The sequence below is a fragment of the Bdellovibrio sp. ZAP7 genome (assembly GCF_006874645.1).
GTDB lineage: Bacteria > Bdellovibrionota > Bdellovibrionia > Bdellovibrionales > Bdellovibrionaceae > Bdellovibrio.
On sequence record NZ_CP030082.1, the window covers coordinates 174,663 to 196,687 of the forward strand.

Consider the following 22,025-nt stretch of genomic DNA (forward strand, 5'->3'; position numbering starts at 1 on the left):
CTTTCTATTAGATAACAGGGACGTAATCGTCAGGTGCACTATGAACAAGATCAACCGGAAATTAGAATACGCATTGATGGCTCTTAAATATATGAGCCAAAAAATCCCCGGAGAGCTGACTTCTGCCAAAGAAGTTTCAGATGCTTTCCATACTCCTTTTGATGCGACTGCTCGTGTGATGCAACAGATGGCACAAAAAGGCGGCTTTCTGCGCGCTGAGTACGGTGCGAGCGGTGGATATCAGATCACTAAAGATTTGGCGAAAGTTTCCATCCATGACCTGGTTGAGGTGATTGAAGGTCCAACGGCATTGGTAAAATGCCTGCACAAGGAAGTTCCCTGTGAAATTCAAGGGACTTGCAACATCGTTTCTCCGGTTACGACTTTAAATAATAAGCTCACTGACTTTTATAAATCCGTCAGTTTGAAAGATCTCTTGGTTGAAAGAACGGCAATGCCTAAAAAATCTTCTGAGGCGGTGATTCATGGATAACAACAAGAACAACCCGCTGGATAGCTACGAATATAAATACGGTTTCACAACCGATATTGAAATGGATCAAGCCCCCTTGGGATTGAGCGAAGAAATCATCAAATTGATTTCTGGTAAAAAAAATGAACCTGAATGGATGTTGGAATATCGCCTGAAGGCGTATCGTCACTGGCTGACTTTGACTGAGCCAACGTGGGCGCATGTTTCTTATCCTGCGATCGATTTTCAGGCGATTCGTTACTACTCGGCGCCTAAAAAGAATACGGACACTGATAAGCCTAAATCCATGGATGATCTTGATCCTGAGTTGATTAAGACTTTCGAAAAATTGGGCATTCCTTTGTCCGAGCAAAAACGTATTTCTGGTATCGCCGTCGACGTTGTCTTTGACTCCGTTTCTGTCGGTACAACTCACAATGAGGTTTTGGAAAAAGCGGGAGTCATTTTCTGTTCGATTTCTGAGGCTGTTGCGAAATATCCAGAGCTGGTTAAAAAATACTTGGGTTCTGTGGTTCCTTACACAGACAACTTCTATGCGGCATTGAATGCAGCAGTCTTTACTGACGGTTCTTTCTGTTACATCCCAAAAGGTGTACGTTGCCCGATCGATCTTTCCACTTATTTCCGTATCAACGCTAAAGACACTGGTCAGTTCGAAAGAACGCTTTTGGTGTGTGATGAAGGTGGATACGTGAATTACCTCGAGGGCTGTACCGCTCCTCAGCGTGATGAAAACCAACTTCACGCGGCCGTGGTTGAGTTGATTGCGCATGATAATGCGGAGATCAAATACTCCACAGTTCAAAACTGGTACACAGGTGATAAAGAAGGTAAGGGCGGTATTTATAACTTCGTTACGAAACGTGGTAAAGCTGCCGGCAAGAACTCTAAAATCTCGTGGACACAAGTTGAATCTGGTTCTGCGATCACTTGGAAATATCCATCTTGCATCTTGCAGGGTGATGGTTCCGAAGGTGCTTTCTATTCAGTGGCACTGACTCACGATCTTATGCAGGCCGATACTGGAACTAAGATGATTCACATTGGTAAGAACACCAAATCGACAATCATCTCCAAAGGTATCTCTACGGATAAGTCTTCAAATGCTTACCGTGGTCAGGTGAAAATCATGCCTTCTGCAGAAAATGCACGTAACTACTCTCAGTGTGATTCCATGCTGGTGGGTGATAAGTGCTCTGCAAGCACGTTCCCTTATATTGAAGTAAAAAATAAAACAGCAACGATTGAGCACGAAGCGACCACTTCACGTATCAGTGAAGATCAGATCTTCTATTTGCAATCTCGTGGCTTGGATATGGAAAAAACAATTTCAATGCTGGTAAATGGTTTCTGTAAGGAAGTTTTCAAAGAGCTTCCTTTGGAGTTCGCTGTGGAAGCCGTGAAGTTGATTGAAATGAAATTGGAAAATTCAGTAGGTTAATTATGTTGGAAATTAAGAATTTACACGCACGTGTTGAAGAAAAAGAAATTCTAAAAGGCTTGAACCTGACAGTTAAAGCTGGCGAAGTTCATGCGATCATGGGGCCAAACGGTTCTGGTAAATCCACTTTGTCTAAAGTTCTTGCGGGTCATCCGGCATACGAAGTGACTTCTGGCGAAGTTAAATATGAAGTGAACTTCATGATGCAAAATCTTTTAGAGCTGGCTCCAGATGAAAGAGCTAAAGAAGGTATCTTCCTGGCATTCCAATACCCGATTGAAGTTCCGGGCGTTTCTAACTTTACATTCTTGCACACAGCTTTTAACTCTGTATTGCAACATCAAGGTTCTGAGCCAATGCCTGAGGGTGAGTTCCGTGAATTCCTGGTGCAAAAGTTGAAACTAGTTTCGATGAAACCTGAATACTTGGATCGTCCAGTGAACACAGGCTTTTCTGGCGGCGAGAAAAAGAAAAACGAAATCCTGCAAATGGCCGTTTTGTCTCCGCGCTTGGCGCTTTTGGATGAAACAGATTCCGGTCTGGATATCGATGCTCTTCGCGTGGTTTCAGACGGCGTGAACAAGCTTCGTCGTAAAGACAACGCGATCATCCTGGTGACTCACTATCAGCGTTTGCTTGATTATATTAAACCTGACTACGTACACGTACTTCTTGGTGGAAAAATTGTTGAAACAGGTGACTCTTCTTTGGCGTTGAAGCTTGAAGAAAAAGGTTACGACTGGTTGATCAACTAAGGACAGGGCTATGAATTTACTTTCGACTTACGAAAAATTCAGTCAAGCAAACCCAGCGAAAGGCGCTTTGGCCGCTTTCCGTCAGGCGGGCTATGACTATGCCTTGAAAAAGGGTCTTCCGACTCGCAAGGATGAAGAGTGGCACTATACCAGTGTTAAAGTTCTTGCGGATAACAGCTTCCAACCAAGTGCTTTGAATGCTGTGGCTCCAAGCCACGACACGATGGTGGAGATTAAAAAGGCCATCAACCCTGAATTCACAAATCTTGTGTTCTTTAATGGCGTCTTCAATAAGACTTTGTCTTCTGATTTGCCAGCGGGCTTTGCAATGACTGAGTTGGCTCAATATCCAAATCAGTTCGCAGATACTTTTGATGCCTTGAATGGCGCTTACGCTGAAACTCCGTTTACGGTTGCGGTATCCAAAGAAACGTCTGTGGAAAAACCTGTGAATTTCGTGTTCTTCACTTCTAACGAAGGTGGCGCGTCTGTGATGACAAACCCACGCATTCGCTTCGAAGTGGGAGCAAGATCTTCGGTTAAGGTTCTGGAAAGCCATTATGGTTTGAAAGGTACTTCGTACTTTGCAAATTCAGTTTTCGATTTGCAGGTGGGCGAAAGCGCCAAGGTGATCTATGTGCGTGTTCAGGCGGAAAGCCTGAATGCAGTGAACATCGGTCGCACGACGATTAATCTGGGTAAGCACGCAAACCTTGAAAGTTTGGCTTTCTCGACAGGTGCGCAACTTTCTCGTCATAACTTTGATTTAGTTTTGAAAGAGAAGGGCTCTACGTCTGAAGTTCTTGGTATCTACGCGGTTCAAGGAACCCAGCACGTGGATAACACGACTTTGATTGATCATGCGGTTGGGGAGTGTGTGACTCACCAATTGTACAAGGGCATCCTGGACGGTTCAGGTCGTTCTGCTTTCAACGGCAAGATCCTGATCAGAAAAGACGCTCAAAAAGCGGACTCTTCGCAATTGAATAACAATCTTCTTTTAAGCAACAAAGCCGAAGCCGACAGTAAGCCTTCCATTGAAGTGCATGCTGATGACGTGAAGGCGGGCCACGGTTCTACTGTGGGTCAGTTGAATAAAGAAGAGCTGTTCTATTTGCTGTCGCGCGCGATTTCTAAAGACAAAGCGATTGCGATGCTAAGTTATGGTTACCTGTCAGAGGTTCTTTATAAAATCTCTGACGACAGTATCCAAAAATGGTTAACACAACATTTGGATGAAGCGTTTGCGCGCTTGCATCTGAACTAAGAAGGTAAAATGAGTAATTTGAACGAGCTTTTTGCAGGAATTCGTAACGAGTTTCCAGCTTTGACCCAAAAGGTCCATGGCAAAAAGCTTTCTTACTTGGATAGTGGTGCAACGACACTGAAACCAAAATCAGTGATTGATCGTATTGCGCATTTCTATTTGTATGAAGCTTCAAATGTTCACCGTGGCGCTCACTATTTGGCTGATATTGCGACTCAAGGTTTTGAGGGCGCTCGTCACATAATCGCGAGCTTCCTGGGTGCCGAGCAAGTTGAAGAGATCATATTCGTTCGTGGTACGACAGAGGGTGTGAATTTCGTGGCAAATACTTGGGGTCTTACAAACCTTAAGGCGGGCGATGAAATTTTGATCACCGAGATGGAGCATCACGGGAATATCGTTCCTTGGCAAATGGTCGCTGAAAAAGTTGGCGCGAAAGTAATCGCGGCTGGCATTTTGGATAATGGCGAATTGAACATGGAAGATTTCAAACAAAAGCTTTCCAGCAAAACGAAAATGGTGGCATTCACAGCCAGTTCCAATGTTTTAGGAACGAACACGAATGTTGCCGAGATCACGAAGCTTGCTCACGCAGCGGGTGCTAAGGTTTTGGTGGACGGCGCACAGATCGTGTCACAATTGAAAGTGAACGTAAAAGCTTGGGACGTGGATTTCTTTGTGTTTTCTGCTCACAAACTTTTTGGTCCCTTCGGTTTCGGTGCGGTTTACGGTAAGAAAGCTATTTTGGAAACTCTGCCTCCTTATCAAGGTGGCGGTTCCATGATTTCAAAGGTGACGATCGAAAAAACGACTTTCAATGATGTGCCGACTCGCTTTGAAGCGGGAACGCCTCACATCGAAGGTGCCATTGGAACTGCGGCAGCGATCGAATTTGTCGAGAAAATTGGTTTCGACAATATCCATGCTTACGAGATGGATTTGTTGAAGTACGCTACGGGGAAAATGCTAGAAATTCCGGATTTGAAAATCTATGGAACGGCAGCAGATAAGGGACCTCTGATTTCCTTTAATCTGAAAGGGGCTCACCACTCTGACGTTGGTCAGATTCTGGATCAAGAGGGTGTTGCAGTTCGAGCCGGTCACCATTGCACTCAGCCGCTAATGACAAGATTGGGTGTACCTGGTACGGTACGTGCTTCTTTTTCAGTGTATAATAATCGTGAAGATGTTGATGCTTTAGTTAAAGCCGTGGTGAAGGCCCGGGAGTTATTGTTATGAGTACGCAAGATGTATTGATCAGAATTCAAGCCACACCAAATCCGAACGCATGGAAATTCGTTTTGGATCGCCCGGTATTGGCTGAAGGTAAGGCAACTTACACAGACATGAAAGAAGCAGAGCAAAGTCCTCTGGCTTTAAGCTTGTTTCAAGTGGAAGGTGTTCGTCAGGCCCACTTTTTCCAAAACGTGATCACAATCACTCACAGCTTTGATGCGGATCCTGAAGAAATCCAAAAGAATGTGTGTGCCGTGATTCAAACTCGCATGCCGATTCACAATCCTAATGTGACTCAAGCAGATGAAAAGAAAATGCGTCGTGCAGGTTTGCCACCTGAAGTTCAACGTATCGAAGAGATCTTAGACGATACAGTTCGCCCAGGTTTGCAAGGCGACGGTGGGGACTTGGACGTTGTAAAGTACGAAGACAATAAATTGTACGTGTTTTACCAAGGTGCTTGTGGAACATGTCCAAGCGCCACTTCTGGAACATTGATGGCAATCGAAGGCATCCTTCGCGATCAATTCAATCCAACCATCGAAGTCATTCCTCTTTAGGTGCCAGGTCTCTTTTAGGTTCGACAAAAAAACCCACTTTAACAGAGTGGGTTTTTTTATTGCCTCAACTTGATATGTTGTTTCCTCACTCGTGGAATTTCAAAAATTTCAGGGAAAATGATTGAGCTGACACCGTTTGTATACTCCCTCAACACTGCAAATCCGCAGGCCCCCCGTAAATCTGTTTTTGGTCGGCACAGGAGTTGAATAGACAGTGAGTGGGGGTTCGCAAATGTCTCGTTATCATAATCAAATTATCGTAGGCGTTGTGTTTTCTTTGTTCATCGGTTTGATCGCCATTGCTGAATTAAGCAATCGCAAACCGGCTCCAAAACCTATCTCTGCTATAGATGATTCCCAGGGTGGATTTAGTCTGGCGCAGGTTCTGGTGGAGCAAGAGCTTACGAACCGCTCCTTGCCAAATGCAAAACGACTTCAGAATAAAGAGCTAGTTCTTGCGCAAGTTTCAAGACTTTCTCAATCTGATATCAAGCTTTTGCAAAGAAAAGCTGCGAACCAATCAGTTTCTGCGGAAGAAAGAAAAGTATGCGTTTATCTATTAGAGCAAGCGGGACACCCGGTTGATCAAGCCGTGGCGAAAAAAGTGGCTCAGGCGCCAGTGGCGGCTCCAAAAACTTTCAAGGCGGCCCCAGTGGTGGCGGCACACAAAGTGGTAAGCAAGCCCGCTCCTAAGGCGAATGTGAAAGTCGCACGCCAGGTGGTAGATAAATCCAGAAAGTTTGTGAAGAAAGACGGCAGACGTTTGCCAGCTTCGGCTCGCACAGTGGCTCTTGCCAACCGCTAGTCCTGTCTCAATTTGATAATTTGATTAAATGATGAAGCCTGCTTTGAAATAAGTGGGCTTTTTCTTTTGGTGAACCAGGATAGGCCGTACCGTTGGGAGAAATAAAAAAAGAGTCCGTCGGCAACTCTGAACTAAACCTGTTTTAGCTAAGGTGGGTGACCATGATAGCGACTTTAGGCTTCTCAGTACGAGCTGAGCTTGCACACCATTGCCAGGGACAGTCCCCAAAAATATGCTTGTAAGGTTTAATTTCGATGAGCTTTACGCCTTCGAACCCTCTGAAAACTATTCTAGCAGGAAGTATAGTTTCGTCAATCAAACCGGACTCTAACTTTTCGGTAAGGCTCCGATATATTGCTTATGACGCCTCAAAAACTTGATTTTATTTTTCCTTTCGTGGTTTTTTTCTATGGACTCCTCATGGTGTTTGTGCTGGAAAATCGTACACTGGTAAGAATCGGTGAAGAGCGCATGGGTGAGGCGTTTCAGAACCTTATGAAGCACAAGAAATTGGGCTGGGTGTGTTTCTTCGTCGGTGGTCTTTGGGCCGCGCAAAATGTCTGGTACTCGTCGCTCTGAGTATTGACTCCTCCCGGGGCTGGCTATAGCGTCTTGCCCCATGTCCGACTCTCCAAATCAACCACTTCGCAAGACTGATACTTACGCGCAACTCTCGCTGGATGCGGCTTCCACGCCGGTTAAATCTAACGAACCTGTGGTGCTATCGGTTGAGCAATTGAATGTTCAGATTAAACAATTGATCGAGGGTCAATTGGGTATGGTCTGGGTGCGTGGGGAGCTTTCCAATTTCAAAGCTCACACTTCCGGGCATTTCTATTTCAGCGTTAAAGATTCAAAATCGCAAATCACTGCCGTCATGTTTCGCGGCAACAACTCGCGCCTAAAGTTCAAACCTTCTGATGGTATGGAGGTGATGGTGCGTGGTCGTGTGACCGTGTACGAGCCCCGTGGCAACTATCAGCTAATGGTTGATATGATGGAACCCGTGGGTGCGGGTGCTTTGCAAAAAGCTTTCGAACAACTAAAGCACAAACTTCGCGCTGAGGGGCTATTCGATGCTGCGAAGAAAAGACCGATTCCGACATTTCCAAGACATATTGCGATTGTGACATCTCCAACAGGGGCGGCGATTCGTGATATTTTGAACGTTCTTTCTCGTCGTGCTAAATCCATTCAAGTGACCATCGTTCCAACGATCGTTCAGGGCGAGGCTGCGGCTCCGCAGTTGCGCGAGGCTTTTAAAAAAGCTGTCGCGCTTCCTGATGTGGATGCTGTGATCGTGGGCCGCGGTGGCGGTTCCATCGAAGACATGTGGTGTTTTAATGACGAAGGCTTGGCGCGCTTGATTGCTGCCAGTCCCGTTCCGGTTATCTCCGCTGTCGGCCATGAAATCGATTTTACTATTGCGGATTTCGTTGCAGATTTGCGTGCGCCAACTCCTTCTGCCGCAGCCGAGCTTGTGGCGAAAAGTTCTTCGGAGCTGGTGAACAAAGTGACTTCGCTCGAGCGTATGTTGAAATTGTCTTTTGATAGAAAGATGAAATTCTTGCGCGAAAAATCCCTGGGCTTGTCTAAGCGTCTGGTGGATCCAAAGCGCCGCTTGGAAGATTTGGAACTGCGTAATGACGACCTGCTGACTCGCTTGGAACTTGCGGTAAATCGCTTGATCAGTCAAAAGAATCACCGTGTGGAGCTGATGACTCAAAAGCTGGGCACTCCCCAAAATCATATCGATCGTCGCAAAAAGGAATTAACGTTCCTGCAGGCGCGTTCTGAAAAAGCTTTGATGTTCGCATTAGAGCGCAAAAAATCCCGCATGGATCGCATGATGGCGATGCTTGATAGCATGAGCCCTTTGCGTGTCGTGGAGCGCGGGTACTCAATCGTAACTAAAGATTCAAAAGTTATTAAATCAGCAAGCCAGGTTAAGGTGGGCGATAACATCGACATTCGCCTGGCTCAGGGTTCACTCACAGCCACAGTCAGTGGTGTGAAGGAGGAATAATGGATTTCGAAAAGAAATTGGGACGTTTGGAAGAAATCGTTCAAAAAATGGAAAAAGGTGATTTAGCTTTGGAAGATTCCTTAAAGCTATTCGAAGAGGGCGTTAAACTTTCTCGTGAATGTCACCAACGTCTTTCTGAAGCAGAATCAAAAGTAAAACTTTTGATGTCTGTGGGCGCTGACGGAAAGCCTGTAACTACTGACTTCACCCCGGAGGAATAGTTTTGGATTTGGCGATTCAGCTTGATCAGGAGATGTCCTTGAAGGTGCAAACTGTGAATCAGTTTGTGGAAAAGTATTTGTCTGAGATGGAACTTCCTCAGGGACCTGCTATTGCTGAACTTCGTAAGTCCATGCTGTACTCTGCAACCAATGGTGGAAAACGTTTCCGTCCGGTTCTTTCTGTATTGATCGCAGAGATGCTGGGTTCGTCTGCAGAAAAGGTTTTACCTTTCGCGACGGCCGTTGAATTGATTCATACCTATTCTTTGATTCACGATGACCTTCCGTGCATGGATAACGATGACATGCGCCGTGGAAAGCCTACCAATCACAAAGTCTTCGGCGAGGACTTTGCTTTGTTGGCAGGGGATGCCCTGTTGACAGAAGCCTTCCTAATTATCGCGAAAAATTATTCTGATAATGGTTTCCTGGTGGGTCGTTTGGTGCAGCTTCTGTCGGAAGCCGCTGGCATTCGCGGTATGGTCGGTGGTCAAGCCATTGATTTGCGTGCGGGCCAAAAGCAACTTTCTCAAGACGAACTGACGCATTTGCATTTACTAAAAACAGGCGCGTTGATTCGTGTCGCTGTTGAAGGTGCTGCAATTATCGCTGGAGCGAAAGTTCACGATGTTGAAGCACTCAAAAAATTCGGCGAGGGCTTGGGCCTTGCATTTCAAGTGGCCGACGATGTTTTAGATCACGGTGAAAAAGATCAAGACGTTCGCAGCTTCACTGGTATCATCGGTCTTGAAAATACAAAAACATACTTAAACCAAATCAGCAGAAACACCATGGCAGAACTTCATAAAGTTTCCGCCGATGCCGTGATGCTGGAATATTTGGTTAATTTTAATATCTCACGAAAACACTAAGGTATATGGCGGATAAAAAGCGCTTGGACATTTATGTGTTTGAAAAGGGCTTGGCCCAATCACGCACTCATGCGCAAGAGCTTATCGAAGCCGGTCAGGTGTTCCTAAATCAAAACGGTCAAAGAAAGATCCTGAAGAAATCTAATTTAGCGGTCACTGAAGAAATGGAAGGTTTGATTTCCGTGGATCAGGGGCCGGCGAACCGTTTTGTTTCCCGAGGCGGATTGAAACTTGAAGGGGCTCTCAAGCATGTGGGCTTGAATATTCAGAACTTTGATGTTCTGGATGTGGGGATTTCTACAGGTGGCTTTACTGATTGTGCTTTGCAATCGGGTGCGCGCTTCGTATTGGGCGTTGATGTTGGTCACGGCCAGGTCAGTGCCAGTCTTTTGAATAATCCCAAGCTTAAGGTCATTGAGGGCATCAATGCTCGCGCCTTGTCCAAAGAGCCGTCTGTGCTCGAGGCTACTCCAAAAGATGGCTTTGATCTCATTGTCATGGATGTCTCCTTCATTTCCATTGAAATGATCATCCCAGAACTGGCTCGTTTCCTAAAACCTTCGGGCCAGTTGTTAAGTCTTGTAAAGCCACAGTTTGAGGTCGGCGTTGACGGGCTCGCAAAGGGTGGTATTGTCAAAGACTCTTCGTTGTATTTGAAAGTCGAAGAAAAGGTCAAAGCGGTCTGCCAAAACAGCGGCTTTGATGTAAAGGACTATTTTGCTTCTTCCATTGAGGGAAAGGACGGCAATCATGAGTTTTTTGTTTTCGCGAAAAAGCACTAGCCTGCTTTTAACATTGGTTTTCCTGGCGGGTTGTCAATCATTCAAGACCCGTGAAGATATTCGCAATGCCACTAAGCCAGCCCCAACTCCGGGTTCAAAATCCACTTCCACAACTCCAACTTCACCTCGGCAAACTGAAGAGGCAGCGACGCCTTATCAGCCTGATATCCAAGTGGAAGAACCGACTACTCCGCCACCTGCACCTGTGATTCCGGCAATGCCTAAAATCGCATTCATTTTGGGCGGCGGGGGAGCAAAGACCTACGCACACATTGGCTTTTTGCACGAACTGACTCGCGCGAAAGTTCCAGTGTATGCAATCGGTGGTATCGAGTTCGCTTCTCCGATGGCGGCTCTTTATGCCAATCGCGAACAAGCCAACGACGTTGAATGGCAAATGTTCAAAATGAAAGATGACGAGATCATCAAAAAATCATTATTGGGCAACGTGAATAAAAATGGCGATATCACAGTGATGCGCGAATTTTACAACACAGCTTTTAAAAACCAAAAAGCTGAAGACTATCGCATTCCGTTTGCGTGCCCTTCGTACAATTTGAAGAAGAATCAATCCTTGATGATGAACCGTGGTGGCATGGAACAGTTGATGTCCATGTGCATGGCTTACCCGCCGTTCTTTAAACCCTTCCAGGGTAACATCGCGGCGGTTCGCGAGGTTTCTGGTTTGGCCAGATATCTGCGCCAAAAAGGTGCGAACTTTGTGGTCTTCGTAAATGTTCTTCAGGGGCCGGGCGGCAACAAACCGTTCACTTTGGACGCCTCGGCTACAGACAACGTATTATGGAGTGAGATCGCAGGACTGTATAATAAGCCTTTTGCAGGAGTTGATACTGTTATTACCCTTGAGACGGGTGACTATGGTATTATGGACTTCGATAAGCGCCGCGAGATTATGAATAAAGGCGCTGACTCCGCAAACCGCCAATTGAAAACTTTGACACGTAAATGGGGACTTTAAAAAAGTTCAGGAGACCGGAATGAGAAAACCAACTTTTGATATGAACATTTTTGCTGAAAGAAGAAAGGAACTGGGGCAACAGATCCCAGGTTCCGCGTTGGTGGTTGCTTCTCACCCCGAGTTGATCCGCAATCACGATGTGCATTTTCCATATCGCCAAGATTCTAACATGTTCTACCTGACGGGTTGGGAAGAGCCAGAATCCATTTTGATCGTGCGTCCTGGTCAAACTCCAGAATCTGTGATGTTCGTGCGTCGTCGTGACCGCGAAAGAGAAACTTGGGATGGATTCCGTTATGGACCTGAGGGTTGTGAACAAGAATTCAAAATCGACAAATGCTATCCAATTGATGAGTTTGAAAAAATGGCTCCGCAATTGTTGTCAGCTGTTGATTCAATTTATTATCGCCAGTTTAAAAACAAAGAAGTCGATGAAAAGATGGAACACGTGTTGAACACGGTAAAACAAATGCGTGGTCGTACAGGCTACGGTTTGCTTTCTGTGCACGATGCTGACACTTTGATCGGTGAAATGCGTTTGGTGAAGTCTGAGTACGAATTGACTCAACTTCGCGAAGCTTGCGAAATCTCTGCTCAAGCTCACTTGGCAGCGATGCGCTTTACTCGCCCAGGTGTAACTGAACGCCAGGTACAAGGCGTGTTGGCTCATAACTTTTACATGAGAGATTCTGCTCGTGAAGGTTACGGCTTTATCGTCGCTTCGGGTAACGCAGCCACGACTCTGCACTACAACTTCAATGACCAAGTCTGCAAAGATGGCGATTTGCTATTGATCGATGCGGGTGCTGAATACAACTACTACACAGGTGACATCACAAGAACTTATCCAGTAAATGGTAAATTCACGGATGAACAAGGCCGCGTATATGAAGCTGTTTTGAAAGTTCAAAAAGCGATCGTGGATTTTGTAAAACCAGGAATTGTGTTTAAAGACTTGCATGACATGGGTACTTCGATGCTGACAGATGCAATGCTTGAGCTGGGTTTATTATCAGGTCGTAAAGACGATTTGATCCAATCCCTGGCACAAAAGAAATACTATCCGCACGGTATCGGTCACTGGTTAGGTCTTGATGTGCATGATGCTGGTTTGTATTTCAAAAAAGGCGAACCACGTCCAATCGAAGCCAACATGTGCTTCACGATCGAGCCGGGCTTATACATCCCAGCTGACGACACTTCAGCGCCACAAAAATATCGTGGTATCGGTATCCGTATCGAAGACAACGTTCGTGTAACTTCAAACGGCGTAGAAAACATGACGACATCAGTTCCTAAAGAAATCTCCGACATCGAAAAAGTAGTCGGTAAAAACTAAAAGGTACGCCGTACCTTTTGGGGGCGCCGTGTGTTGATTGATTAAAATGCCCTGGTTCATCGCCAGGGTTTTTTTATTTGGATTTCTTCTTTTTGGCAGGCTCTTTTGATTTTTCTTCTTTAATGTAATCGTTTGCTTTGCGATTTTCTTCTTTTTGATTCGAGAGAATATCTAAAGCTTGGAGTCGGATGTCTGCGATCTCTTCGCAGGTTTTCAATCGCGCCTTGTCTTGGCAGGACATATAAACTTTTTTGCGAATATGATTCCAAGCCTGGTGCCACTCAGAAGCTTCCAGCAGCTGCTTTTTTGAAACCGGATCGAGTCCCGGTATTCCAGAGAGATATGGCAATAGCTTTTCTAAATAGAATTCCTTTTGCACGGATTGCAAGTCGTGGAACTCATCATAGGATGACATCCAGAATGGTGGCTCCGACATATTGATTTCATCGCTGGGCGACGTCTGCACGACGGATGACGAAGCCATCTCGACTTCTTCAGCCAGACTTGTAATTGAAATAAATACGAGAGCAAAAACCATCAATGAATTGCGAAACATTATCTAGCTCCAGCAGCCGTTTTTTGAACGGATGCCACTTGTCTTTGATTTCCCGATTCTCGCAAAGCATCTTCGATCGCTACCAAAGACTGCTCATAGTTGCCGGAGCCCCGTCTGACAACACTGAATGCTTTTCGGCTGTCGCAATCGTTTTTGTCTGACATTTGTGTTTCATCTGAGCCGTAGGCACCATAGGCATTATTGCGATTTGTGAAACCATAAGAGCCCGTGAAAAAGTCAAAACGGTTGCGACCACGAATTGCCCCACCTGTATCTTGAACAATCAGGTAACCGGGGTGAATCATCGTTTTTCCATTTGGTAGGCGCATAATTTTACCCTTCAACGAAGGCATCTGGATAATATCACCCATACTATAATAGCGTGGATCCGCGGCAACAGAAATGAATGGAACCAAACAGTTTCCACTCGCCCCAAAAGCCGTGTCGCAGCTGCCTAAATTGATTTTCTTTCCAGTGTAGGTCAGAAGTTTTCCATTCGGCATAGTGCCTGAACCCTGCAAGCGAACTTGTTTGCGAAAGCGCGCGCAGGGCTTGCTTCCCTTACAGTAGTCACTCATCTTGGGAACAAAGTACGTCGTGGTCGTTGCGATATTATTTGGACAAAGACTAGAGAAACCAACTTCGGAAATCGCGATGACGCCAAAGAAGAACATTACTTTTTTGAAGGTATTTCTGTGAGTAGCCAATGTGTTTGTCATACTGGAATACCTAGCAAAAAGAGGGCCCCTCTTATGAAGAAATTAGGGGTCCTATGCTGTAGATAGACTGATCAATGTATGTAACATTCAACACAATCTCAGAATGAAACTGTGTCTTAACTAAGGTGCCAGGTCCTATTTCTTGTCCTGCCACGACAAGAAATAGGACCTGGCACCTTTTTTAGATGAAGCGATGGTGAAGCCAACCTTTGTCGGCGGCATTCTGAGCAAGCTCTGCTTCCGTTTTAAAGATCTTATCGTCACGGGAAGCTGCACTGACCGCCAAGCGCAGGTGAGTGGCACTTTCAAGCAGGTTAAAATCACCCATGGTGTTCCCGCTTGCTAGGAAGGGAAGTTTGCCACCGGTTTTTGCCAGCAACGCTTCGACTTTACCTTGGCGGTAAGTGATCACGCCTTTTTGCTGTTCCGTGATGATGTCGTTGTGAGTTTCCGTTTCAACGCCAATGATATTGTCGTGTTCTAGGCCTACCAGATCCGCGCCAGCCTCAACTGCCCATTTAACAGAAGCAGTGATGACATAGATCTGCACCCCTTTTGACAAAAGCAGTTGGATCAGCTTTTTTTGCTCCGAAAAAATCGGGACAGGAGATACATCTTTAACACCCGCTTTCGCCCATTCACGAACCTGTGTCAGAGATTTCCCCTGGCAGATTTGCGCCAGCCACAAATAGGCTTTGCGAGGATCAGCGGCCTTCATAGTTTCGTAATGCTCCCATGGGGACGGAGGAAGCTGTACCAGCTTGTTGTCGATTTGATAGTGGAAAAAGGTTTCCCCTAAATCGATATCCCACAAAGTTCCATCGGCGTCGAAAGCAGCAATCGGTTGATCTTGCTCTTTCAGTACCTGGTCGAGCGTGTTGTTAATGGCGTTCCAAATGTCAGAGGAATAATCTTTGTATTTCATCGGGTCTTAGTATGAAATAGATACGTTCAAATGACAAGGGAGCTACAGGCCATGAGTCTTTTCTGTCGCGTTATTCAGGCTGACGATTTACAAAACATTCTTGATCTCGAAAATCGCAAAATGACGGAACAATATCCGGATGAGATGGAAAGAATGATGGCTGTTTGGAACTCCAAGCATCGCATTGAAGCCTTGAATCATTATATCCCATTGGGATGGAGCTTTTTGGCGGAAGATCCAGAGACAAAAGCTCTCTTGGGTTATTTCATCGCTCAACCACTGTTGTTTTTTGATGGCCAAACACAAACCTTGTGGGTCGAGCATGTGCAATTTGAAACTTTGCAGGCCCGCGACGAACTTTGCGAACTGGCGTATAAGCTAGGCCGTGAAAAACATCTGCAAAGAGTTTACTTCCCATCGGATAATGGTGTTCCGAACTCTGTAAAAGGATTTAAGCCTGCTCCATGGGAGCCAGGCACGCTCGCAGTGAAAACAACCAAATAGGATAAGGGTATGAAGAATTTTTCCTTCGTGAATCGTATTCAGAATTTGTCCAAAATGAAGTCTCAGGAATTTGATTTGATCATCATCGGTGGTGGAATCAATGGAGCCGGTGTCGCACGTGATGCCTGTGCTCGTGGGATGTCGGTCGCTTTGGTTGAAACTCGAGACTTTGCTTCAGGAACCTCTTCTCGTTCCAGCAAAATGGTTCACGGTGGAATTCGCTATTTGGAAAACATGGATTTCAAATTAGTTTACGAGGCTTTAAACGAGCGCAATAAACTTTTTGAAATGGCTCCGCACCTGGTTCATCCACTTCGTTTCATGCTGCCGCTTTATAAAGAAAGCCGTGTAGGCATGTTCAAAATGGGCCTAGGGATGTGGCTTTACGATATTTTGGCTTTATTCCAATCTCCAGAAATGCATGAGCGTCTTGATAGCAAAGAATCCATGGAGCGCATGACAGCTCTTCGGGAAAAGGATCTGTTAGGCTCTTACGTTTATTCAGATGGCTACATGGATGATGATCGCCTGGTTTATGAAACTTTGCGTTCGGCAAATGAACTGGGCATGGTCGCTGCCAATTACGTGAGTGCGACAGGTGCTGATTTTGGTGCTGATGGAAAAATCTCCTCTGTTCACTGCGAAGATCAATTAAGCAAAGAGAAATTTACGATTCGTGGTCGTCACGTGATCAGCTCCGTAGGTCCTTGGACAGATCAATTGGGCGACAAGCTTTTCAAAGACTGGAAGAAAATCCTTCGTCCTACAAAAGGCATTCATTTGACGTTGCCTCAACATCGTCTGCCACTGACAAGTGCGGTGGTGATGGGCGCTGAAAAAGGTAATCGTATCGTCTTCGGGATTCCACGTCATGACATGATTATTATCGGTACGACAGACACAGATTTTAAAGAATCTCCTGAAAACGTCGGCGTAACTCCTGAAGACGTAAAATATCTTTTGGATATTACTTCCCATTATTTCCCAGGGGCGAATTTGACTCCGCACGATGTGATTTCCAGTTATGCGGGGGTTCGTCCTTTGGTGAATGACGGTTCCTCCTCAGAGGGAAAAACCAGTCGTGAGCACACGATTATCGATGATCCTCGCGGCGTTACATTTGTGGCGGGCGGCAAGTACACGACTTACCGCTTGATGTGCCAACAAACGGTTTCCCACGCGCTAAAAAGTTTTCCTGTGGAAGATCGTGCGCGATTTGCCAAAAAAGATACGGCAGTGGCGTTTAATAAATACACCACTGAGAGCGCATTCCACGACGCACAAGTTCTGGCAAGCGCATGGGCTCAGGAGTACGGGCGTCCAGTGGCAGATGTTGTCGCATTGGCGCAAAGATATGGTCGGGAAGCCGAAGTTATTCTCTCTAAATATGATCATCGCTACTCTTACTGGCAACTCGAAGCAGCGCAGGCTATCGACAACACGATGTGCTTAAATCTCAGCGACTTTTTCTCTCGACGAGTGCATTTGTTCCTCGCGGATCGCAATCACGGATTGAAGCATCTCGACGAAATTGCGCAGGTTTTCAAAGAGAAATTGAGTTGGTCTGAGAAGCGCATGCACGAAGAGAAACACGCTCTGTCAGAGTATATGGGTCGGGAGCTGGAGTGGAAAAAACACTTCTGACAACCTAATGCGTCAAAATTACTCGACTTGGGGCCTAAATATCAGTATTGACTCTGGTTTTCAATCTCCCTAGACTTGTAGTCGAAATGACACAATGAAATTTTCTTGAGAGAGATTCTGCATGAGTTTTTTTGATAAAGTACAAGACTATTTTTCGAATGATATCGCAATCGACTTGGGCACAGCGAACACACTTGTGTACGTTAAAGGCCGCGGAATCATTCTTGATGAACCTTCTGTCGTAGCAGTTCAAAAGAACTATCGCGGAATGCAAAACCGTGTTCTTGCTGTCGGTAAAGAAGCAAAGGACATGTTGGGAAGAACTCCTGGTTCTATCGTAGCAATTCGTCCGATCAAAGACGGTGTTATCGCCGACTTTGAAGTAACACAATCCATGCTTAAATATTTCATCGGTAAATCTTTGGGCGAGAAAAAATCTTTCATCCGTCCTCGTATCATCATCTGTGTTCCTTACGGAATCACTCAGGTGGAAAAACGCGCCGTTAAAGAAGCCGCTCAATCAGCTGGTGCGCGCGAAGTTTATTTGATCGAAGAACCAATGGCAGCAGCAATCGGTGCAGGTCTTCCAATTACAGAACCATCGGGCAACATGGTTGTCGACATGGGTGGTGGTACTACTGGTGTTGCAGTTATCTCTTTGGGCGGTATCGTTTATTGTAAATCTATCAAAGTTGCCGGCGATAAATTTGATGAAGCAATCATCAACTACGTACGTCGTCAGTTCAATTTGTTGATCGGTGAAAGAACTGCTGAATTGATCAAAATCCAAATTGGTAACGCGTATCCATTCGAAGACGAAAAAACGATGGAAATCAAAGGTCGTGACCTTGTAGCGGGTGCTCCGAAAACTATCGAGATCACAAGCTCTCAAGTGAACGATGCCTTGATGGATCCTTTGTCTGAAGTGGTTGATGCTGTTCGTACAGCGCTTGAAAAAACTCCGCCAGAGCTTGCTTCTGATATCGTAGATAATGGAATCGTTCTCACAGGTGGTGGTGCATTGCTTGCGAACCTGGACGTTTTGCTAAGAGAACGTACGGGATTGCCAGTTTCTATCGCTGAAGATCCTTTGAGCTGCGTAGTTATGGGTTCAGGCAAAGTTCTAGACCAACTGGATCTTCTCAGACAGCTGACAGTCGACTAACATAAGGGTCACTCTACTTATATATTAGGAAGTGCATGACCGAAGCCGACATAAAATCGATCGCCTTGTTTTTCTACTTTGCTTTACTAGATGACAGAAGGGCGATCGAAGCTTCAACTCAGGCACTAGCCCTTTGTCGAGATAAAAAGCATCGCAATCCGGAACTTTCCACTTCTGTCGCCCTTGTCGCGGCAACTAAGATTACTTGGGATAAATTCAAAGTACGTGTAACTCGCGGTCGTCCAAATACCACAGTTGAATCCGGTTGGCTGGTTCCTGAAGGTGTTGATTTGGGCCCATGGCGTGAATTCCAGAAAACAGCGTCTGAAGACGAGCTGTTAACAGTGATTTGGTCAAAAATTTTAAAAATAGAAGATAATGATATTTCAGAGGGCTTGGGAATCACTCAAGGCACGATTCGTTATCGCCTGGGCCGAGCTTTGCGAAAACTCGGAACTATGACTCAAGGTGTGGGTAAGTTAAAGCATGGCACAGCAGGAAGGTAAAATTCCTCTTTCAAAAAAAGGCAAAAGGGAGATGTCTCCTTTTATCGGCCATGAGCTACTTTACGACTATTTGTCGGGGATTCTCGATGATGAAAGAAAGTCAGCGGTGGAAGATCACGTGAAATTTTCGCGTGATGCTCAATTGGATTTGAATAAGATCCAAAACGGCGAAATTTACGCAAAGCAATTATCTGATACCATTGTGTCTCAACCGATCATTGAGCAAATCAATACGCCTTCAACTTATCTGACAGTTCTAATGCAAAAATCCAATTTTGATCGCTGGCCACAAGGATTGAAGTGGGGATTAGAAGCGTTGGTTGTCGTTGCCGTGATTGTGACTTTGCTGACGGTAGCTCCGTGGCAAAAAGTTTTGCAAATCGGTATGAGCGGTAACACCAAAGAAGTTGTTCTGGCTGAAGTGGCAAAAACTGAAAAAGTTGCGCAAGTCGAAGACAAACCCCAGTTCGTGGACGAAGAACCTAAAACTGAAAAGCCATTGCAAACTCCAAAACCATTGCCGACGGTGGACGTGAAAGCGACTCCGGCCACGACAGCAGTGGCGGCGAAGCCTTCTGCAACTCCGGCGGCACCTGTGGCAGCGAAGGTTGCTGCGGCTACACCTGCGAAAAAAGAAGCGGATGAGGGAAGCGATTCTGAAGGAGCAACTTCGGGTGGTTTCCTTTATCGTGGTGAAATTGCAGTTACGAATCTTTCTGTGGTCGGTCCTAAAATCACAGAAAAAGTTAAAGAGCTTGGCGGTCGTAAAGCCGGTGGGGTGGAATTAGGTTGGCAGAAATCTCCAACATCCACCTACTATCACTTCACGTTGCCGGAAGCTAAATACCAAGATCTGACGACGTTCCTAGGCACATACGGCAAAGTTCATGTGAATAAGGAAAAGCATCCCCGTGTAATGCCTGATGGAATCATCCGTCTGATCATCACTGTGGATGAAGATAAAAAGTGAAAACGCTAAGACGGAAACCTAAAAGATCCCTGCGCACGATTTTAATCGTGTGGTCTCTTTTATTTTCTGTCGTTCCCCTGGCTTTCGTAACTCTTTACTCGATGAAGAAATACGAAAGAGCCATTGATCACGAATTAACTCAAAGACTTAAGGGCAATGCTCGTGAAGTGGAAATCATGCTGAATGATTACCGCACTTCTTTGCAACAACGTCGCGAACGTTACCTGCGGGATCCAAGTTTGACCTATCATTTGTCGATGGGTGACGGGAATACAGTTCGTAACGTCGCAAGTACGTGGATTCGTTCAGATGATACTTCCAGTCTGACTTTCTTTAATCGTGAAGGTCGCATGCTGGCTTCAGTCTTTAAAGATAACAAGGGCAATGTGCGCAGCTTTATGCCTGGCCAAGACGCCGTCTTTTTGTCAGCGAAATACATGGCCGAGGTTAAGGAAAAAGATGAAGTGGGAGTCGCTGAGTACAGTGATGATCACAAACTGAATTTGATCGTGATCTCGAGAGTGAATAATGGCAGCGGAAGATTGATTGGTTATATGGAGCAGGTGATTGATTTGAATCAGGCATACCTGACTAAAATCAAAAACCGTTTGAAGCTTGAGTTGATCTTATTTAAAGACAACGGCGACATGGTCGCTGCGAGCCACGCGGATTTCTATCTTTATAAAAAAGATTTTTTTAAGAACTACTTCCATCCGCAAAAAGATCTGTTCTTTGATTTGAACGTTCGCTCAGCTCCCTATGGATTCCTGGTTTATCCACTTGATTGGGGTATCTCAAAATTCTATGTGGCATTGGGTGCTTCAAAAAGTGAATCAGCTGCAGTCCTTCGCAATGTGAATATCGCATTTATGACGGTCGTTGGTGCGGTGGTGATGCTGCTGATCCTTACGATCTTAGTAACATCCAGCTGGGTTTTAAAACCTCTGTATGATCTGGTGGATGCCTTGCAGTCGTTCGAGTCTCAAGAACAAGCGGTTACTATTCCAGTTAAGAATGACACGGAAATCGGATTATTGACTGAAAGTTTCAATGAAATGAGTAAGAAGATCTGGACTGCGCGTTCTGACCTTAGAAAAAAAATCACGGAACTTGAATCTGCTAACCGCGAGCTGAAAGAAACACAAACTAAGCTGGTTCACTCGGCAAAAATGGTTTCTTTGGGGCAGCTGGTTGCGGGTGTAGCGCATGAGTTGAATAATCCAATTGGATTTATTTACTCGAACATGACTTATCTGCGTGATTACAGCGACAAGCTGATCAAACTTGTTGAGTCTGCAGAAAAAGATGTAACTAAACTTCCAGCGCTCAAAGAAGAATACGAATTCGACTATATCGTGAAAGATATGCCGAAATTGATTTCATCTTGTCAAGATGGCGCTCGTCGTACGCGCGACATCGTTCTGGGCTTAAGAAACTTCTCTCGCTTGGAAGAAGCAAAGCTGCAGGAAATCGATTTGCATCAAAGCTTGGATACGACACTGAATTTGTTGCAAGGGGAGATCAAAGGGCGTTTGGAAATCCATCGTCAGTACGAACCCACGCCGCATATTCACTGCTATGCAAGTCAGATCAACCAGGTCTTTATGAACATCCTCTCAAATGCTGTGCAGGCGATTGAGGGCACGGGTCATATCTGGATTTCAACTTTGCCTTTGAAGGACTATAAGCCTAATAAAGATAGCAAACTGAATAAATCGGGATGGGTGCAAATCTCAATTCAAGACAGTGGCAAAGGCATGAGTGCTGAAACGATCGATAAGATTTTCGATCCTTTCTTCACGACCAAAGGTGTGGGGCAGGGGACTGGGTTAGGTCTTAGTATTTCCTATGGAATTGTGCAAAATCACGGTGGGGAAGTCCAAGTTCGTTCTGAAGTTGGCGTTGGCACTGAGTTTATTGTCATCCTACCGATCTTCCCGCCGGTACAAGAGAAAAACACACAACTTTTGTCCTAAAGCTTTAGTCCAGTCTAGCCGATTCTTATGTTATGTCGGCGTTTTGGAAATCCATCATTTTACTCTCTGTTCTGTTAGGCGTTTCTGCGCAGGCGGGGGAGAGTGCCTCGTTAAAGTTAGTAGCTCACGTGCCACTTCGCGCGAATGTTTCAATTTCACAGGATCCAATCACCAAAAAAATCGTCGCCATCAATAATGGGTCTCAAGCCATCAAGGTCCAGACTCTTGGCAGATTCCCCGCATCTACAGTCACGATCATTGCTCCGTAAATTCGCAAAGACTAT

At 45.5% G+C, this 22,025-nt stretch carries 24 protein-coding genes and 1 other RNA gene; 21 read left to right on the plus strand and 4 right to left on the minus strand.

Annotated features, from left to right (window positions below; genetic code table 11):
• The first annotated feature begins 40 nt into the window (after positions 1-40).
• From DOM22_RS00850 to DOM22_RS00880, 7 genes are all read left to right on the plus strand, one after another.
• Positions 41-493: an Rrf2 family transcriptional regulator gene (locus tag DOM22_RS00850; RefSeq protein ID WP_142698576.1), complete on the plus strand. Its 453-nt coding sequence runs from the start codon at positions 41-43 to the stop codon at positions 491-493.
• A complete protein-coding gene (gene sufB / locus DOM22_RS00855) occupies positions 486-1,934 on the plus strand; it encodes a Fe-S cluster assembly protein SufB (protein ID WP_142698577.1) in 1,449 nt (482 codons plus the stop codon). The genes DOM22_RS00850 and sufB overlap by 8 nt, the downstream gene beginning before the upstream one ends.
• A gap of 2 nt (positions 1,935-1,936) precedes the next feature.
• The gene (sufC, locus tag DOM22_RS00860) at positions 1,937-2,689 is read left to right on the plus strand and encodes a Fe-S cluster assembly ATPase SufC (RefSeq protein WP_142698578.1); all 753 of its coding nucleotides are present in this window, start codon (positions 1,937-1,939) and stop codon (positions 2,687-2,689) included.
• Positions 2,690-2,699: 10 nt separating this feature from the next.
• Complete coding sequence (sufD, locus tag DOM22_RS00865; RefSeq protein WP_142698579.1) at positions 2,700-3,956, plus strand: Fe-S cluster assembly protein SufD; 1,257 nt, start codon at positions 2,700-2,702, stop codon at positions 3,954-3,956.
• A 9-nt stretch (positions 3,957-3,965) separates the two neighbouring features.
• Complete coding sequence (locus tag DOM22_RS00870; protein WP_142698580.1) at positions 3,966-5,195, plus strand: aminotransferase class V-fold PLP-dependent enzyme; 1,230 nt, start codon at positions 3,966-3,968, stop codon at positions 5,193-5,195.
• Positions 5,192-5,752 (plus strand): NifU family protein, encoded by a 561-nt coding sequence (locus tag DOM22_RS00875; RefSeq protein WP_142698581.1) that lies wholly within the window; start codon positions 5,192-5,194, stop codon positions 5,750-5,752. Before DOM22_RS00870 ends, DOM22_RS00875 begins: the two co-directional genes overlap by 4 nt.
• 232 nt (positions 5,753-5,984) lie before the next feature.
• A complete protein-coding gene (locus tag DOM22_RS00880; protein WP_142698582.1) occupies positions 5,985-6,557 on the plus strand; it encodes a hypothetical protein in 573 nt (190 codons plus the stop codon).
• A gap of 106 nt (positions 6,558-6,663) precedes the next feature.
• On the opposite strand, the gene ssrS is transcribed toward DOM22_RS00880, so the two are convergent.
• Positions 6,664-6,837: non-coding RNA, 6S RNA (gene ssrS, locus DOM22_RS00885), on the minus strand.
• A 140-nt stretch (positions 6,838-6,977) separates the two neighbouring features.
• Between ssrS and DOM22_RS00890 the strand changes: the two genes are divergently transcribed.
• From DOM22_RS00890 to DOM22_RS00920, 7 genes are read left to right on the plus strand one after another with little or no spacing between them, the layout of a single operon-like run.
• Positions 6,978-7,136, plus strand: a complete 159-nt coding sequence (locus DOM22_RS00890; protein WP_210415662.1) for a hypothetical protein — start codon at positions 6,978-6,980, stop codon at positions 7,134-7,136.
• 40 nt (positions 7,137-7,176) lie between these two features.
• Entirely contained in the window at positions 7,177-8,583 is a 1,407-nt protein-coding gene (gene xseA / locus DOM22_RS00895) for an exodeoxyribonuclease VII large subunit (protein WP_142698584.1), read from the plus strand.
• Positions 8,583-8,804: an exodeoxyribonuclease VII small subunit gene (locus DOM22_RS00900; protein ID WP_142698585.1), complete on the plus strand. Its 222-nt coding sequence runs from the start codon at positions 8,583-8,585 to the stop codon at positions 8,802-8,804. The genes xseA and DOM22_RS00900 overlap by 1 nt, the downstream gene beginning before the upstream one ends.
• A gap of 2 nt (positions 8,805-8,806) precedes the next feature.
• Entirely contained in the window at positions 8,807-9,676 is an 870-nt protein-coding gene (locus tag DOM22_RS00905; RefSeq protein WP_142698586.1) for a polyprenyl synthetase family protein, read from the plus strand.
• Positions 9,677-9,681: 5 nt separating this feature from the next.
• Positions 9,682-10,458 carry a TlyA family RNA methyltransferase gene (locus tag DOM22_RS00910; RefSeq protein ID WP_142698587.1) on the plus strand — a complete coding sequence of 259 codons (777 nt, stop codon included), beginning with the start codon at positions 9,682-9,684 and terminating at the stop codon, positions 10,456-10,458.
• The gene (locus tag DOM22_RS00915) at positions 10,427-11,437 is read left to right on the plus strand and encodes a patatin-like phospholipase family protein (RefSeq protein ID WP_142698588.1); all 1,011 of its coding nucleotides are present in this window, start codon (positions 10,427-10,429) and stop codon (positions 11,435-11,437) included. Before DOM22_RS00910 ends, DOM22_RS00915 begins: the two co-directional genes overlap by 32 nt.
• Positions 11,438-11,456: 19 nt before the next feature.
• Positions 11,457-12,776, plus strand: coding sequence for an aminopeptidase P family protein (locus DOM22_RS00920; protein WP_142698589.1), 1,320 nt, complete (start codon positions 11,457-11,459; stop codon positions 12,774-12,776).
• 73 nt (positions 12,777-12,849) lie between these two features.
• Here DOM22_RS00920 and DOM22_RS00925 read toward each other — a convergent pair whose 3' ends face one another.
• The 3 genes from DOM22_RS00925 to DOM22_RS00935 all read right to left on the minus strand — a co-directional run bounded on the left by DOM22_RS00925 (position 12,850) and on the right by DOM22_RS00935 (position 14,976).
• On the minus strand, positions 12,850-13,332 hold the full coding sequence (locus DOM22_RS00925) for a hypothetical protein (protein WP_142698590.1): 483 nt from the start codon (positions 13,330-13,332) through the stop codon (positions 12,850-12,852).
• On the minus strand, positions 13,332-14,051 hold the full coding sequence (locus DOM22_RS00930; protein WP_142698591.1) for a 3D domain-containing protein: 720 nt from the start codon (positions 14,049-14,051) through the stop codon (positions 13,332-13,334). Before DOM22_RS00930 ends, DOM22_RS00925 begins: the two co-directional genes overlap by 1 nt.
• Positions 14,052-14,232: 181 nt before the next feature.
• Positions 14,233-14,976 (minus strand): HAD family phosphatase, encoded by a 744-nt coding sequence (locus DOM22_RS00935; RefSeq protein ID WP_142698592.1) that lies wholly within the window; start codon positions 14,974-14,976, stop codon positions 14,233-14,235.
• Positions 14,977-15,027: 51 nt separating this feature from the next.
• Between DOM22_RS00935 and DOM22_RS00940 the strand changes: the two genes are divergently transcribed.
• From DOM22_RS00940 to DOM22_RS00970, 7 genes are all read left to right on the plus strand, one after another.
• Positions 15,028-15,480, plus strand: coding sequence for a hypothetical protein (locus DOM22_RS00940; RefSeq protein WP_142698593.1), 453 nt, complete (start codon positions 15,028-15,030; stop codon positions 15,478-15,480).
• 9 nt (positions 15,481-15,489) lie between these two features.
• Positions 15,490-17,124 carry a glycerol-3-phosphate dehydrogenase/oxidase gene (locus DOM22_RS00945; RefSeq protein WP_142698594.1) on the plus strand — a complete coding sequence of 545 codons (1,635 nt, stop codon included), beginning with the start codon at positions 15,490-15,492 and terminating at the stop codon, positions 17,122-17,124.
• A 121-nt stretch (positions 17,125-17,245) separates the two neighbouring features.
• Positions 17,246-18,289, plus strand: a complete 1,044-nt coding sequence (locus DOM22_RS00950) for a rod shape-determining protein (RefSeq protein ID WP_142698595.1) — start codon at positions 17,246-17,248, stop codon at positions 18,287-18,289.
• Between the two features lie 35 nt (positions 18,290-18,324).
• Positions 18,325-18,795, plus strand: coding sequence for a hypothetical protein (locus DOM22_RS00955; protein WP_142698596.1), 471 nt, complete (start codon positions 18,325-18,327; stop codon positions 18,793-18,795).
• Positions 18,776-19,765, plus strand: coding sequence for a hypothetical protein (locus DOM22_RS00960; RefSeq protein ID WP_142698597.1), 990 nt, complete (start codon positions 18,776-18,778; stop codon positions 19,763-19,765). The genes DOM22_RS00955 and DOM22_RS00960 overlap by 20 nt, the downstream gene beginning before the upstream one ends.
• Positions 19,762-21,741 carry an ATP-binding protein gene (locus DOM22_RS00965; RefSeq protein ID WP_142698598.1) on the plus strand — a complete coding sequence of 660 codons (1,980 nt, stop codon included), beginning with the start codon at positions 19,762-19,764 and terminating at the stop codon, positions 21,739-21,741. Before DOM22_RS00960 ends, DOM22_RS00965 begins: the two co-directional genes overlap by 4 nt.
• A gap of 32 nt (positions 21,742-21,773) precedes the next feature.
• Positions 21,774-22,010: a hypothetical protein gene (locus DOM22_RS00970; RefSeq protein WP_142698599.1), complete on the plus strand. Its 237-nt coding sequence runs from the start codon at positions 21,774-21,776 to the stop codon at positions 22,008-22,010.
• Positions 22,011-22,025: the final 15 nt, after the last annotated feature.